The organism is Nocardiopsis lambiniae (assembly GCF_031845465.1).
Lineage (GTDB): Bacteria > Actinomycetota > Actinomycetes > Streptosporangiales > Streptosporangiaceae > Nocardiopsis > Nocardiopsis lambiniae.
The window spans coordinates 20,393-34,321 of sequence record NZ_JAVREP010000030.1; the positions used below are offsets into that span (position 1 = coordinate 20,393).

The 13,929-nt window shown below is 70.6% G+C and carries 16 protein-coding genes; 8 read left to right on the top strand and 8 right to left on the bottom strand.

What is annotated here, in order from left to right:
- The first annotated feature begins 23 nt into the window (after window positions 1-23).
- From RM479_RS26120 to RM479_RS26140, 5 genes are all read left to right on the top strand, one after another.
- Window positions 24-275, top strand: a complete 252-nt coding sequence (locus RM479_RS26120; RefSeq protein ID WP_311514345.1) for a Smr/MutS family protein — start codon at window positions 24-26, stop codon at window positions 273-275.
- 50 nt (window positions 276-325) lie between these two features.
- A complete protein-coding gene (locus tag RM479_RS26125; protein ID WP_311514372.1) occupies window positions 326-604 on the top strand; it encodes an antitoxin of toxin-antitoxin stability system in 279 nt (92 codons plus the stop codon).
- A gap of 108 nt (window positions 605-712) precedes the next feature.
- Window positions 713-868, top strand: a complete 156-nt coding sequence (locus RM479_RS26130) for a type II toxin-antitoxin system RelE family toxin (RefSeq protein WP_311514346.1) — start codon at window positions 713-715, stop codon at window positions 866-868.
- Between the two features lie 64 nt (window positions 869-932).
- The gene (locus RM479_RS26135) at window positions 933-1,262 is read left to right on the top strand and encodes a plasmid mobilization protein (RefSeq protein ID WP_311514347.1); all 330 of its coding nucleotides are present in this window, start codon (window positions 933-935) and stop codon (window positions 1,260-1,262) included.
- Window positions 1,259-1,744, top strand: coding sequence for a hypothetical protein (locus RM479_RS26140; protein ID WP_311514348.1), 486 nt, complete (start codon window positions 1,259-1,261; stop codon window positions 1,742-1,744). Before RM479_RS26135 ends, RM479_RS26140 begins: the two co-directional genes overlap by 4 nt.
- Window positions 1,745-1,853: 109 nt before the next feature.
- On the opposite strand, the gene RM479_RS26145 is transcribed toward RM479_RS26140, so the two are convergent.
- Window positions 1,854-2,441: a DUF5946 family protein gene (locus RM479_RS26145; RefSeq protein WP_311514349.1), complete on the bottom strand. Its 588-nt coding sequence runs from the start codon at window positions 2,439-2,441 to the stop codon at window positions 1,854-1,856.
- A gap of 127 nt (window positions 2,442-2,568) precedes the next feature.
- Here RM479_RS26145 and RM479_RS26150 point away from each other — a divergent pair, with 127 nt between their 5' ends.
- Window positions 2,569-3,366: a VOC family protein gene (locus RM479_RS26150; RefSeq protein WP_311514350.1), complete on the top strand. Its 798-nt coding sequence runs from the start codon at window positions 2,569-2,571 to the stop codon at window positions 3,364-3,366.
- 51 nt (window positions 3,367-3,417) lie between these two features.
- On the opposite strand, the gene RM479_RS26155 is transcribed toward RM479_RS26150, so the two are convergent.
- The 3 genes from RM479_RS26155 to RM479_RS26165 all read right to left on the bottom strand — a co-directional run bounded on the left by RM479_RS26155 (window position 3,418) and on the right by RM479_RS26165 (window position 6,601).
- Window positions 3,418-4,989, bottom strand: a complete 1,572-nt coding sequence (locus tag RM479_RS26155; protein WP_311514351.1) for a long-chain-fatty-acid--CoA ligase — start codon at window positions 4,987-4,989, stop codon at window positions 3,418-3,420.
- Window positions 4,990-5,027: 38 nt separating this feature from the next.
- Complete coding sequence (locus RM479_RS26160) at window positions 5,028-5,900, bottom strand: amidohydrolase family protein (RefSeq protein ID WP_311514352.1); 873 nt, start codon at window positions 5,898-5,900, stop codon at window positions 5,028-5,030.
- Window positions 5,901-6,118: 218 nt separating this feature from the next.
- Window positions 6,119-6,601, bottom strand: a complete 483-nt coding sequence (locus RM479_RS26165; protein ID WP_311514353.1) for an Lrp/AsnC family transcriptional regulator — start codon at window positions 6,599-6,601, stop codon at window positions 6,119-6,121.
- Between the two features lie 191 nt (window positions 6,602-6,792).
- On the opposite strand from RM479_RS26165, the gene RM479_RS26170 reads away from it, so the two are divergent.
- Both RM479_RS26170 and RM479_RS26175 read left to right on the top strand, forming a co-directional pair.
- The gene (locus tag RM479_RS26170; RefSeq protein ID WP_311514354.1) at window positions 6,793-8,073 is read left to right on the top strand and encodes an MFS transporter; all 1,281 of its coding nucleotides are present in this window, start codon (window positions 6,793-6,795) and stop codon (window positions 8,071-8,073) included.
- Between the two features lie 526 nt (window positions 8,074-8,599).
- Window positions 8,600-9,940: an MFS transporter gene (locus RM479_RS26175; RefSeq protein WP_311514355.1), complete on the top strand. Its 1,341-nt coding sequence runs from the start codon at window positions 8,600-8,602 to the stop codon at window positions 9,938-9,940.
- A 21-nt stretch (window positions 9,941-9,961) separates the two neighbouring features.
- Here the strand turns inward: RM479_RS26175 and RM479_RS26180 are convergent, their stop codons facing one another.
- The 4 genes from RM479_RS26180 to RM479_RS26195 form a co-directional block, all read right to left on the bottom strand.
- Entirely contained in the window at window positions 9,962-10,702 is a 741-nt protein-coding gene (locus tag RM479_RS26180; RefSeq protein ID WP_311514356.1) for an anti-sigma factor, read from the bottom strand.
- Window positions 10,699-11,310, bottom strand: a complete 612-nt coding sequence (locus tag RM479_RS26185; protein WP_274812939.1) for a sigma-70 family RNA polymerase sigma factor — start codon at window positions 11,308-11,310, stop codon at window positions 10,699-10,701. The genes RM479_RS26180 and RM479_RS26185 overlap by 4 nt, the downstream gene beginning before the upstream one ends.
- A 111-nt stretch (window positions 11,311-11,421) precedes the next feature.
- On the bottom strand, window positions 11,422-12,060 hold the full coding sequence (locus tag RM479_RS26190; RefSeq protein WP_311514357.1) for a fasciclin domain-containing protein: 639 nt from the start codon (window positions 12,058-12,060) through the stop codon (window positions 11,422-11,424).
- A gap of 60 nt (window positions 12,061-12,120) precedes the next feature.
- Window positions 12,121-13,686 (bottom strand): molybdopterin-dependent oxidoreductase, encoded by a 1,566-nt coding sequence (locus RM479_RS26195; protein WP_397223211.1) that lies wholly within the window; start codon window positions 13,684-13,686, stop codon window positions 12,121-12,123.
- Window positions 13,687-13,929: the final 243 nt, after the last annotated feature.

Consider the following 13,929-nt stretch of genomic DNA (forward strand, 5'->3'; position numbering starts at 1 on the left):
CGGGTGATCGGACGGAGGCGGCCATGCGGCTCAAGCTCGACCTGCACGACATCTTCAACAAGGGCCGGGACATCGACCGGGCCTTGGAGGACATCATCGCCGAGGCCGAGCGCACCGGCGCCAAGACCGTGGAGATCATCCCGGGCAAGGGGTCGGGCCAGCTCAAGAAGCGCGTGCTGCGGTTCCTCGACCGCAAGGACGTCAAGGCCCGATACCACCGCGTCGAGAAGGACTCCAAGAACTTCGGCCGCCTGTTCGTCCACTTCAGGCGCTGATCCCAGAGATTTCAATGGCCAACTTGGCCAACTTGGCGCATGCTGAAGATATGGACATTGAGCCTGTTGAACTGTCCGTTGCGGAGGCTCGCGACCGCTTCTCCCAGAGAGTGAACAGAGCGGCCTTCGGTGATGAGATCACCTACGTGACTCGTGGGCGCAATCATGAGCGGGTCGCTGCGATCGTCCCGATCTACCTGGTCGAGGCCTACGAAGAACTCCTCGACCAGCGGGACGGTGGCATCGCCCACCAGCGGCTGGAAGAGATTCGCTCCGGTGACGCCGAGGTCGTGTCCGCAGAGGACGTCGCCAGGGGGCTCGGCCTGTGACCGAAGAACGATCACATCCCTACGAGGTCGTGTTCGACGGTCGGGCGAGCAAGGAGCTCGACAAGCCCGTGGCCCGCCGTGTGCACTCGGCCGTGCTCGAATTGGAGCATGAGCCTCGTCCTGACGGCTGTCGTCAGCTCAGCGGGTACCCGGGGCTGTGGCGCATCCGCGTGGGTGACCATCGGGTACGCGATCGATGATGGTCGGCTCGTGGTGGTGGCGCTGCGCATCGCCCATCGCCGCGAGGTCCACCGCGAACTTTGAGCCTGCACCTGGCTGGTCGGTCGGAATCATCGACGCATCGTAATACGGGTATTACCATGGTGTCATGGCTAGAGTACGCATCAGTATCAGCCTCGAAGCCGAGGACGCCGAGCGGATCCGGGAGCACGCGGATCGTGCGGGCATGGACGTCTCGTCCTATCTGGTCAACGCCGCGATCCGGCAGATGGCCGAGGTCGAGACGGCAGAAGCCCAGTTCGCGGGTCTCGACGCGCTGATCGCGGACGCCGAAGGGCGTGCCGAGCACTACGGACCCGTGGACGAGGCGGGCGAAGAATCCTTGAGCGAGGACGAGCGCCGTGAGGTGGACGAGGCGATGCGCCTGGTCCACGGCGTCGGGGAGACCCATGACTCCTATCGGGGAGAGGTGGCGTGAGCGCCCGTACCCCCGTCTACGACACAGGGATGCTCATCGCCTTGGCGGCGCGCAAGGCCAAGGCGGTGCAGATGCACCGGGGGCTCACCCGGTCGCCGCACCGCCCCGTGGTCCCCGGCCCCGTCCTCGCCCAGGTGTGGCGTCCGGACCCGGCGACCGTTCACGCCATGGGCGCGATTCTGAAGGAGTGCACGGTCCCCCAGGCCCGCTCGTCCGTACCCGCGTTGCGGCCGACGAGCGCGGGGCAGGCGGAATGCATCGTGTGTGCGACGGCTCCCGACACCACCGACTGGCGGCGCATCGGTGCGGTGCTGGGCGTGGCGGTGCTCCCCGCGAAGAAACGCCCGGACGCGGTGGACGCCCTCGTCGCCTGGACGGCCGTGAAGCACCGGAGCGCGGTGGTGTTCACCAGTGACCCCGGGGACATCACCGCGTACGTGGAGGCGATCGGCGCCGACGACGTGCACGTGGTGGCGGTATGAGCCCCGTGGTCCGGTCACGCTGTTGACAGAGTGCGGTCGTCGGAAGAGCCTTGGCCGCTTGTTCGTCCACTTCAAGCACTGAGTCGGGAGACGCGGCCTCGTCCCGTCGTCAGTCCTGCCAGGCGGCCAGGGTGGCCGCCGCCCAGGTTCTGACGCGTTCGGGGTGGCCTTCGGCCGGGAAACCACCGTCCACGGCGACCTCGGCGACGGTGAACGTGAACCCGCTGGGCACGTCTGCCCGGGCGGCGGGTGTGGTGTTCTCTCGTCGGCGGACCCGGTGGGAGTTGGCGCGGCGGGCGCGCTGGGTGAGCTTGTGGGAGGCCTCGGCCCCGTCCGCGACGTGGGTCCGCAGCAGTTCCAGCGGAAAGGTGTGCGTGCCCTCAGCCAGGGAGGCCGGGTGCTGGAGGAGGTAACAGGCGACGGCGACGCCGTGCAGTGGGCCCCACGGTTCCTGACGGGAGTGGTCCAGCGCCAGCAGCCGCTGGAACAACTCCTCACAAGGGGTGTCGCTCACCGCTCCGCACTGTGCACACGTGTCCATGCCGCGATACTCGCGTACGCGGCCCGGGAGGGCGAGCCGTTTTCTGGGGACGCGGGAGGCTCGGAAGTGAACTCGGGCAAGTACTTCGGCCCCCTCCTCGTCCGTTTCCGTCGCCGACGCCTCCGGGCCGACGCCCCGTGGAGGGGTCTGCGGCATCGACGGTCCGAATCCGTGTTCGATGGGTTGCGGTGTGTTGTGAGAGACTTTGCCGCTTCCAGCCCCGGGAGACGAGAACGGCGGCCCGGACTCGGGAATGATGTGGGTTCATGAGGAGGCGCCTTCGATGATCACCACCGACTTCCTGCCCGGATCCCCCTGCTGGGTCGAGGTGTCCTCTCCCGATGTCGATGCCTCCGCGGCCTTCTATCGGCGGGTCTTCGGCTGGGAGGCGATCCCCGCGGGAGGCCCCGAGGCGGCCGGCTACCTGTCCCTCAAGCTCGCCGGCGACATCGTCGCCGGACTGTGCCCCACCGTCGGCGAGAGCGAACGTCCCGGCTGGACGGTGTTCTTCCACGACCCCGACGTGGACGGCACGGCGGTGGCCGTGGAACGCCTCGGCGGAACCGTGCTGATCGAACCGTTCGACGTCCTGCACCTGGGCCGCACCGCCCAGTTCTTCGACCCGCAGGGCGCCCGGTTCGCGGTGTGGCACCCGGCCGCCTTCCCCGGCGTACAGCGCGCCGACGCCCCCGGATCCCTGTGCTGGGTCGAACTCTGGACACCCGACGGTCCCGGCTCGGTGGACTTCTACGGGGAACTGTTCCGGTGGTCCTACAGCGACTTCGACCTCCCGGGCGAGTCCGGCCACTACCGTGTCGTCACCCCCGCCGGCGCGGGCAGGGACCGGGACCAGGGCGGCGTCATGGCCCTGCTCCCCGAACAGGTCGACGACGCCGAGGGCTCCGCCGCCTGGAACCCCGTCTTCATGGTCGCCGACGCCGACACCGCCGTGGGAGGCGTTCGCGCCGGCGGCGGTCAGGTGTACATGGGACCCGAGGACACCCCCGGCGTGGGTCGCGTCGCGGCCTGCGCCGACCCCTTCGGAGCCGGGTTCATCCTGCTGGCACCGCCGCGGGAGTGAACCCGGGGGTGTCCTCCGCCCCCTGAAGAGCGGGGGCGGAGGGCCCGCCCCCTACTGTCGGGAGACCGCCGAGGCGCCGCCGCGCAGGACGAACTTCTGGATCTTGCCGGTGGCCGTCTTGGGCAGGCTCTCCACGAACTCCACCCCGGTGGGCGCCTTGAAGTGCGCCAGGTTGTCCCGGGCGAAGTCGATGATCTCCCGCTCGGTGGCCCGCTCCCCCTCGCGGAGCACCACCGCGGCCCGGGGCGACTCGCCCCACTTCTCGTGCGGGACCCCGAACACGGCGACCTCCAGCACCGCCGGATGGCGCAGGAGAGCGCCCTCCACCTCGACGGAGGAGATGTTCTCCCCGCCGGAGATGATGACGTCCTTGATCCGGTCCTGGATCTCCACGTACCCGTCGGGGTGCACGACGGCCGCGTCGCCGCTGTGGAACCACCCGTCTCCCATGGCCCGCTCGGTGGCCTCGGGATCGTCGTAGTACCCCTTCATCACGACGTTGCCGCGCACCGTGATCTCACCGGTGGTCCTGCCGTCCCAGGGCACCTCCTCGCCGTCGTCGCCCACCACCCTCAGCTCGCCGGAGGTGATGAGCTCGACGCCCTGCCGGGCCTTGATCGCCGCCCGCTCCCGTGCGGGCAGGCCCGCGTGTTCGGCGCGCGGTTCGCAGACGGTGATGAAGGGGGCGGTCTCCGTCAGGCCGTAGACGTGGGTGACCGTCCACCCGAAGTCGTCCTCCAGGCGTTCGATGGTGGCCGCGGCGGGGGAGGCGCCCGCGGTGAACACACGGACGCCCGGCGGCACCTCGCCCCGGACCTCGGCCGGGGCGTTGGCCAGCATGATGAGCACGGTCGGCGCGGCGCACAACCACCGCACGTCCTCGACCCTGATGAGCTCGTACACCGCCGCCGGGTCCATGACCGGCAGGCACACGTGGACTCCGGCGGCAGCCGTCACCGTCCAGGTGAACGTCCACCCGTTGGCGTGGAACATCGGCAGGGTCCACAGGTAGGACTCACCGACGTCGATGCGCCCGTACAGCAGGGTGCCCACCGAGTTCACGTAGGCGTTGCGGTGGGTGATCATCACACCTTTGGGCCGGGCGGTCGTCCCGGAGGTGTAGTTGATGGTCAGTAGGGAGCCTTCTGCGATCTCGGGGCGCTCGAACGCCGGGGACGCCTCCGCGAGCAGCTCCTCGTAGTCCTCCCAGCCCGGTCGGGCCCCCTCCAGGGCGATGAACCGCTCCACGCCGGGCAGCCGGTCGCGCACGCCGTCGACGGCCTCCAGCCGGTCGGCGTGCACGCATAGGACCCTGGCGCCGGAGTGGTTCACGATGTGGACGAAGTCCTCGGCGGTCAGCCGGAAGTTCACCGGGACGAGTACCGCCCCGAGCTGCGGTACCGCGTAGAACGACTCCAGTTGGGCGTGCGTGTTGGGAGCGATGTAGGCGACCCGGTCGCCCTGTGCGACCCCCATTCCCTGGAGCACCGACGACCAGCGGTCGCAGCGGTCGAAGAACTCCTCGTAGGTCAGGCGAAGGTCGCGGTCGACCACCGCGAGCCGGTCGGGGTGCAGCCGGCGGGTCCGGCGGGCGAACTCCAGTGGGGTGAGCGCGAGTTCCATCGGGGCCTTTCTCTCTGCGTCGGGCGTCCTCGGGTGTCTCACAGATCGAACAGGCGGGCGGCGTTGCCGTACAGGACACCGCGCAGCCAGTCGTCGCCCAGGTCGAGGCGTACCAGGGCGTCGAGCTGTTCGAGGTAGGGGTAGGGGATGTTCGGGTAGTCCGTGCCGAGCAGGATCCGGTCGGCCAGGCCCTTGAGCCGGGGCAGGTCGTCCACGGGGAAGGGCGCCCGACGTTCCGTGAACCGGGTGAAGACCATGGTCGTGTCCAGGTGGACGTTGGGACGGCGTTCGGCGAGGTCGAGGAAGGCCGTGTACTCGGGCGACCCGGCATGGGCGATGATCGCGGTCAGCCGGGTGTGGCGGCGCAGCACCTCGGAGAAGGGCCCGGGGCCGGTGTGCGCTCCCGGCAGGGGGCCGGAACCGCAGTGCACCACCACGGGGACCCCCGCGTCGGCGAGAGCGCCCCAGGCCTCGTCGAGCAGCGGGTCGCGGGGGTCGTACCCGCCGACCTGGACGTGGGCCTTGAAGACGCGCGCGCCCGCCGCGATGGCGGCGGGCACGTAGTCCCGGGCCTCGGGCTCGGGGTAGAGCGTGGCGCCGTGCAGGCAGTCGGGGTGGGCGGCGGCGAACCCGGTGGCCCAGTCGTTGAGCCAGACGGCCATTCCGGGACGGTGCGGGTAGAACAGCGAGGTGTAGCGCACCACGCCGAACTCCCGCAGCCGGGCGACCCGGGCCGCCTCGTCGTCCCGGTAGGTGATGGGCCAGTACCCGCCGAGGGCGTCGAAGTAGGCCCACACCTTGCGGAGCACGTTGTCGGGCATGAAGTGGGTGTGCACGTCCACCAGCCCGGGCAGGTCCAGACCCTGCCACAGACGGCGGACGGCGATGGACTCCGTTGAGACGTCGGTCACACGGACACGATACGAGGGGGACCGGGGGTCGACCAGCCGGGGCGGGCCGTGATCGCGGGGTCACGGTGTCGGGAGCACGAGCCCGGTGACGACGAGCGCGGAGGCGGCGATCCGCACCGCCCCGCACGGTTCCCCGAACGGCAGGGTTCCCCACGGCGTGGCGATACCGGCGAGCGCGCCGCCCGGGGCCACCGCCGCCCCGGGCGTCCACGACGGGGTCAGGGGCGGCGTCGTTGGGCGTTGGTCGGGGCGATGCGGTCGTTGCGCAGGTGCTCGTAGACGATCGACGCCCGTACGTCGGCGACCTCGGGGCGTTCGGTCAGCTTGTCGATGACGAACGCGTAGAGGCTGTTGTTGTCCGGCAGCGCCACGTGGATGAGGAAGTCCTCACTGCCGGAGGTCACGAACACCGACAGGGTGTCCGGCAGTGAGCGCACCCAGTCCCGGAACGCCTCGATGTTGTGCCGGGAGGGCTTGACGACGCTCACCGTGATGAGCGCCTGTACCGGTCGGCCGATGAGTTCCAGGTCCACGTCCAGCAATGCGCCACGGATCACACCTCTTTCTCGCAGCGCGCGGGTCCGATCCAGCGTCGTCGTGGGCGATGCGCCCACCGCCGCGGCCACATCGCGGTTGGTCTTCCGTGCGTCCGACTGGAGTTCGGCCAGGATCGCCGTATCAAGTTCGTCGAGATCAGCCATGTGTGCATGATACCCGTATTAAATACGGAAAGTTGTGTATACACCCGGGTTATGATTAACATTTGAGCGAAAAGGTCGTATTTGGCTCGCCCGGGAAGTGATCCTTCGAGGGCAGGCGATGTCGCTCGCCGGTCGACCGGGCATCGGTGCAACGCCGCACCACCGCTGAACAAGGGACGTCCGTCGCCGCTATGACACCTTCGACGATGACGGCCATCGCCGACCGACCGTCGGCACGGCCCGCCCCGGCACCCACCATCGAACGCCGGGGCCGCATCCTCGCCCTCGTGGCCATCGCCTGCGCCGCGCTCAACCTGCGCCTGGTGGTCACCTCACTGTCGCCTCTGCTCACCACGATCTCCGCCGAGTTCGGGTTCAGTGCCACCGTCGTCGGTGTCTTCGGGACACTGCCGTTGGTCGCCTTCGCCGTGTTCGGACTGGTCACCCCCTTGATCATGCGTCGGATCGGCCCCGAGGCCACCGTCGTGCTGAGCATGGCCCTCACCGCCGCGGGGCAGGCGCTGCGCGCCTTCGCGCCCGGGACCGGCACCCTGCTGGTGCTCACCGCCGTGGCGCTCACCGGCGCCGCCCTCGGCAATGTCGTCCTACCGCCGCTCATCAAGCGGTACTTCCCGGACCGCCTGGCCGCGCTGAGCACCGTCCAGATGGTCGCGATCCACGTCGGCGCGCTGTTCCCGCCGCTGGTGGCCGTGCCCCTCGCACAGCTCCTGGGCTGGCGGGTCGCCCTCGGCTCGTGGGCGCTCGTCGCCCTCGTCGCCGGGATGCTCTGGGTCGCGCAGTGGTCGTCTCCGGGTGCCCGCCGTGCCGACCGCGCCGCGGGCGCCGATCAGGGACCGCCCCTGGCCCGGCCGCTGTACCGGGTGGGCATGGCCTGGCGCATGGCCGCGCTGTTCGGCCTGGTCACCTGGAACGTCTTCACCCTGTTCACCTGGCTGCCGGCCCTTCTCACCGACGCGGGGCACACCTCGGCCTACGCCGGGACCATGGTGTCCCTCATGGTCGGTGTGAGTCTGCTGTTCGGTCTGGTCGCGCCGACCGTCACCGCCCGGGCCGCGAACACGTTCCCGATCGTCGCCCTCGGGGTGGCCGGATACGCCGTCGGCTATCTGGGCCTGGCCCTGGGGCCGGCGCACCTGGCCCCCTTGTGGACCTGCTTCCTGGGCGCGGGCACCAGCCTGTTCGTGGTCGTCATGACCATGATCAACACCCGCGCCACCACGGCCCGCGGCTCGGCCGCGCTCTCCGGTTTCGTCCAGGGGGTGGGCAGCGGTATCGCCCTGGGCGGACCCCTGCTGTTCGGTCTCTTCGCCGAGCTGACCGGCGGATGGGCGCCGTCCTATCTGCTCGTCGCGGGCGGCTCGCTCGTCGGGGCGACCCTGATGGCCTACCTGGAGCGCACCCCGTGGACGATCGAGGCGGCGGCGGCCGGTCACCGTCCCGCCCGAGGGTGACACGCGCGGCGGCGACCACCGCGCGGGGTTCTCACCGAGGAACCCCGCGCGGCTCTCCTTTCTCCCCGCCTCTCACGGGTCGCGCGGATTTCACGTGCATCTGCATTCTCATGAGCCTTTTCCGCGCCAGGTGAACGGCGTTCCCGTGCGCCGGTCAAGAGTCCATGGATGGTTTTTCGGGGTTCCCGTGGCCGGACGTGGCCAGGCGCTCGAATCGCCCACTCGGAAGGGCTCGGGAGACCGGGAATCCGGCCCGGGAGGGCTTTCCCCACCTGCGATGCGAAGGTTTCCTACCTGAATCTCTGATGTATGTGATACATCCCAACAAAGACGTTTAAAGTGAATAACGCGCGCATAATGGCGGCATGAGAACCTCACCCCCCGGCCAGACCCCCGGGAGACTCCGCTGACCCCGAGAGCGTGCGTCCGTCGACCGACGGGCGGCCCCGCACACGCACCTCTAGTCGACCAGGCCGACATCGTGACGCCCCCGGTACCCGTGGGACCCTCAGGGGAGTCGATCATCATGGCGGCGGACCAACCCCGTCCCCACCCGACCGCCGACGGTCGGCGGCCCTCCACGGCCGACGTGCTCCGCGCTCCCGACACGCTCGGCCCGCTTCCGCTCACCGACGGGGGCGACCCGCCTCCGCTCCTCCGCAATCGCGACTTCCAGGCCCTGTGGAGCAGCCGTTTCTTCGCCGGACTCGGCAAGGAGAGCGGGGAGGTCGCCTATCCGCTGCTCTGCCTGATGCTCGCCGGCTCCGCCTCCCAGGCGGGCGTCATCGGCGCCGCCCAGGTGGTCACCACCATGCTCGCCGCCGTGGTCGGCGGTTCGCTCGCCGACCGTTCCAACCGGCGGGTCGTCCTCCTGTTCTGCGACGTCGGCCGACTGGTCCTGCTCGGTGTGTTCGGGGCCGTGCTGCTCAGCGGCGACATCACCTTCCCCATCATCATCACCGTCGCGGTGTGCTCCTCGGCGCTCATGGGCGTCTCCAACCCCGTGGCCATGGCCGCCATCAAACAGCTGGTGCCCGCGCCCCAGGTGTCCACCGCCTCCGCCCAGAACCAGATCCGGTTCTTCAGCACCAGCGCCCTGGGCGCGCCGGTCGCCGGGTTCCTGTTCGGCTTGGGCCGGGCCTTCCCGTTCCTGGCCGAGGCCGTGACCTACCTGGTGTCGGCGGTCCTCGTGCTGTGCATCCGGCGCCCCATGCAGGCGGCGGGATATCGCACCCGGGAGCCCTGGACGCTGCGCGGCACGGTCGGCGGGTTCGTGTTCCTGGCCCGGCACCCCCTCCTGCGGCCGATGCTGATGTGGATCGTCGGGTTCAACGTGGCCTTCACCCACACGGGCGCGTTCCTGGCGCTCATCGCCACCGCCGAGAGCCAGGGCGCCGGCCACTTCCAGATCGGCCTCACCGTGTCCCTCGCGGGAACCGGCGGGCTCGTCGGCGCACTGGTGGCGGGTCCGATCATCAAGTGGGTGCGTCCCTCGTCGACGTTCCTGGCCGCCGCCTGGTCGGCCCCGATCTGCGCGCTGGCGCTGGTGATCGCGCCCAACCTGCTGTCCCTGGGGCTTCTCGTGGGCTGTGTGTTCGCGATCGTGCCGTGCGTCAACGCCGTGTTCTACGGCTACATCGCGGCGTCGGTGACCGACGAGTACCAGGGTCGGGTCCTGGGCGCGGTCATGTTCATGTGCCTGGTCTCCCAGCCCATCGGCATCCTCGGGGTGGGCCTGGTGTTCGACGCCGCCGGACCCACCTGGGTGTTCCTGTCGATGGCCGTGGTGTCGGCGCTGGCCGCGCTGTTCAGCCTCTCCCCGGTGATGCGGGACCTGCCCCGGCCCGAGGACGTCATCGTCTCCTGACCGGGTCGGGCCCCGCGGGGCTCACCCCTGGATGGGCATCGCCATGATCGGCTCGGAGGTGGGCTGCTCGGAGCCGCCCAACGGCTCCACGGTCACCGCGACCCCCTGGGTGTCGACGCCCTCCGGGGCGGCCGGGATCGGCGCGACCACACCCTGCTCGTCCACCGGCAGCACACCGGCCGAGTACACGGTTCCGTCGACGCGGGTGAACCACAGCTGGTAGTCCTCGTCCCTCAACGGTTCCAGTCCGTGACCGCTGAACACCAGGTTGCCGTGGGCCTCGGAGTACACCGCCGCCACGAACACGCCCTCCATGGGCTCGGCGGTGGTGTACTCCGCCGCCGGGTCCGACAGCACCGCCGCGACCATGCGTTCGTTCTCCTGGAGGGTCTCGATGCGCCGGGCCTGATCCCACGCGACCGCGCCCAGCGCCACCGCCACGGCCAGGCAGGCCGCGATCGCCCAGGTCGAGCCGCGTGTCCACCAGCGGCGGCCCGGTTCGGCCAGGCGGACCGGAGGCGGCGCCAACTGGCGGGTGCGGGACACCTCGGACAGCACCCGGGCGCGCAGACCCGGTGGTGGGACGGCCGCCGCGGTCGTCCCCAGCCTCGCCGCGGTCTCGGTGAAACCGCGCACCTCCTGCACGCACGAGTCGCACCGGGCCAGGTGGTCCTCGAAGCGGACGGTCTCCTCCGGTGGCAGCGCGTTGAGGGCGTAGGCCCCCGACAACGTGTGCGGGTCCTGTCGCAGTCGCCGGCTCACCACTCCACCCCCAGGCAGTCGCGCAGCCGGATCAACCCGTCGCGCATCCGCGTCTTGACCGTGCCCAGCGGAGTGGACAACAGCCTGGCCACCTCACGGTAGGTGTAACCGCCGTAGTAGGCCAGACGTACCGACTGTTCCTGTAGATCGGTGAGGGTGTCCAGACAACGACGCACCCGTTCCCGTTCCAAGCGGTCGGTGACCTCTTCGGCCACCTCGTCGTAGGGGCGGCTCACCTCGGCCGCCGCGGCCCGGACCTCCCGGTCCGAACCGACCTGCTCGGAGCGGACCCGGTCCACGGCGCGACGGTGGGCGAGCGTCATCAGCCATGCCCGCGGCGTTCCCCGCCGCGCGTCGTACCGACAGGCCGTACGCCACACCTCCACCATCACCTCCTGGGTCACCTCCTCCGACTGGGCCGGGTCGCGCAGGACCCGGCGCACCAGCCCGTACACCGATGGAGCGACCAGGTCGTAGACCTCTCCGAACGCGGCCTCGTCACCGCGCGCCACCCGGCTCAGCAGATCCGCGAGCGCCCGTTCGGGCGCCGGACCCGGCACCGGTTCCGACGCCCGGGGACCCTGCGGTCGTGCCGCGTCCCGATCCATTCGGTTCCTCCCTGATGCGGTCGCGGGCCGCGCCGTTCGGCGCGGCCCCTTTCCCGTGTGGAACCCGGGCGGTCCGGCCCCGAGTCGCGGGCCGCCCGGGGGTTCGGTCGACTACTGGGGCATCAGCACGGTGTCGACGATGTACACGGTGGCGTTGGCGGTCTGCACGTTGCCGCACACGACCTCCGAGTCGCCGTTGACGGTGAACTCCTCGCCGGCCCCCTCGGTGGTGACGTCACCGCCCTGGAGCGAGGCGAACGTGCCGTCCTCCAGAGCGTCGGGGGCCTGCCGGCCCTCCACCACGTGGTAGGTGAGCACCTCGGTGAGCTGCTCCTTGTCGGCCAGCAGCGCTTCGAGGTCCTCCTCCGGGATCTTCGCGAAGGCGTCGTTGGTGGGCGCGAACACGGTGATGTCCTCGGCCGAGTTGAGCGTGTCGCCCAGGTCGGCCTCGGTCACCGCGGTCACCAGCGTGGACAGCAGCGGGTTGTTGGAGGCCGCGGTGGCCACCGGGTCCTGGGCCATGCCCTCGAAGCTGCCCGAGCCGTCCTCGGGGACGGACGCGCAACCCGGGCCGAAGTTCTCGCCCGCGGTCTCCGTCATTTCCGCACCGCCGTCGTCCATGCCCTGATCGGTCGCCTCTTCGCTGGCCGCGCCCTCGGTGGGCTCGGTCTCCTCCGCCATGCTGCCGCAAGCGCTCAGACCCAGGGCCAGGAACGCGGCGGTGCCGGCGAGAATGCTCTTGCGAATCATCTTTCTCTCCTTTGACTCTTCTTCTCGTGGTAATCGTGGAAATCGGAGTGAAGTCGTGTGTCAGGTGGCCGTGAACGCGATGCGGTGTCGCCCCGTGGCCCCGCTCGGGATCGGTTCGGCGCGTTCGGCCGTCTGTACGCGGCCGGTGGCGTCCGTCGCGCGCACCTCGACGTCGTGGCGTCCCGGTCCGACGGTGACCTCGGTCACCCACTGGACCCAGGTGTCGATGCCGGGCACCCGGGCCAACTCGGCCGGGACCCAGGACCCGTCGTCCACCCGGACCTCGACGGCGTCGACGCCCCGGTGCTGGGCCCAGGCCACTCCTGCCAGCACCACCTCGCCGGCGGGGACCCGGGACAGCGGCGCGGGAACGTCGACGCGCGACATGGTGTGGATCGGGGCTTCGACCGCCCAGCCGCGTTCGGCCCAGTAGGCCCGATCGTCGGCGAAGCGGGTGAGGCGGATGTCGGTGATCCACTTGGTGGCGCTGACGAAGCCGTACAGGCCGGGGACGACGGTGCGGGCGGGGAACCCGTGCTCGTGGGGCAGGGGTTCGCCGTTCATGCCGACGGCGAGGAGGGCGTCGCGGCCGTCCATCACGACCTCGGTGGGGGTGCCGCAGGTCCAGCCGTCGTGGGAGGTGGCCAGGATCTGGTCGGCGTCGGCATGGACGCCGGCGCGGCGCAGCAGATCGGCCAGGGGGTGTCCGAGCCAGCGGGCGTTGCCGATGAGGTCGCCGCCGACCTGGTTGGAGACGCAGGCGAGGGTGATGTCGGCTTCTTGCAGGGGCAGGTCGAGAAGCTCGGCCATGTCGATCTCGAAGGGTCGGTCGACCAGCCCGTGCACCCGCAACCGCCATCGGGCGGCGTCCGGGCGGGGGACGGTCAGGGCGGTGTCGATGCGGTAGAAGTCTCGGTTCGGGGTGGTGAACGGGGTCAGTCCGGGCACCTTCAGGTCGGTGCCCTTCGGAAGCGGCGGCAACGGGGAGGCCGGCTCCGGCAGCACGAACGCCGCCCGCGAGCTCGCGCCCGCGCCGAAACCGGAGATCACCCGGGACAGCACTCCGGCCGTCCCGGCCGCCGCCGCCACACCCAGCGCGGTGAACACGAACCGGCGCCGTCCCGGTCCCGAGACCGTCCCGACCCCCGCGGGGGCGGTCTCGTCCGGGACGGCGCGCAGCAGCAGCGCCAGGCACAGGGCTCCGACGGCCGCGGCGGCGAGAACGGGGATCACGGTCCTCGTGTCCCCGCCGCGGCCGATGAACACCGCGGCGACACCGGCCGCGGCGAACACCCCCAGGCCCGCGTACGCCCAGAGGGGTCGCCGCAGCGCGACCACTCCGAGTACGCCTCCCACAACCAACAGGACGATGACGATCCCCGAGAGCAGCACGATCTTGTCGGCCGTCCCGAAGAGCGCGATCGCCAGCTCGGCCAAGGCCTGGGGGGTTCTGTCGACGACGGCGTCGCCGACCGCGACCACGGGGGACGCCGTTCCCACGAGGGCGGCGACCAGTTCGCCGGCGGCCGCGCAGGCCACCACGGTCACCGTTCCCGCGCACGCGCCGAGGAGGAGCCGCCCTCTCTTGCGGCTCCGATCCCCGGTGCGCTGCGTTTTCGTGGTCACACCGGGTATTCGGAGCCGGTCCAGAGGCGGATGGGTCCCGGATCGGATTTTTTTCGGGGAGCCCCACCCGGCGGTGAACCGCAGGTGGTGCCACCCTTCGGCGCCATCGGGAACGGTGTCGACGGGATCCGGGATCCGGGTGGGACCGGTGGCGTTCGTGGCGCGCACCTCCACCGCGTGCACGCCGGGTTCGACGGCGACCTCGGTCACCCACCGGGCCCGGGTGTCGAGGCCGGACACCCG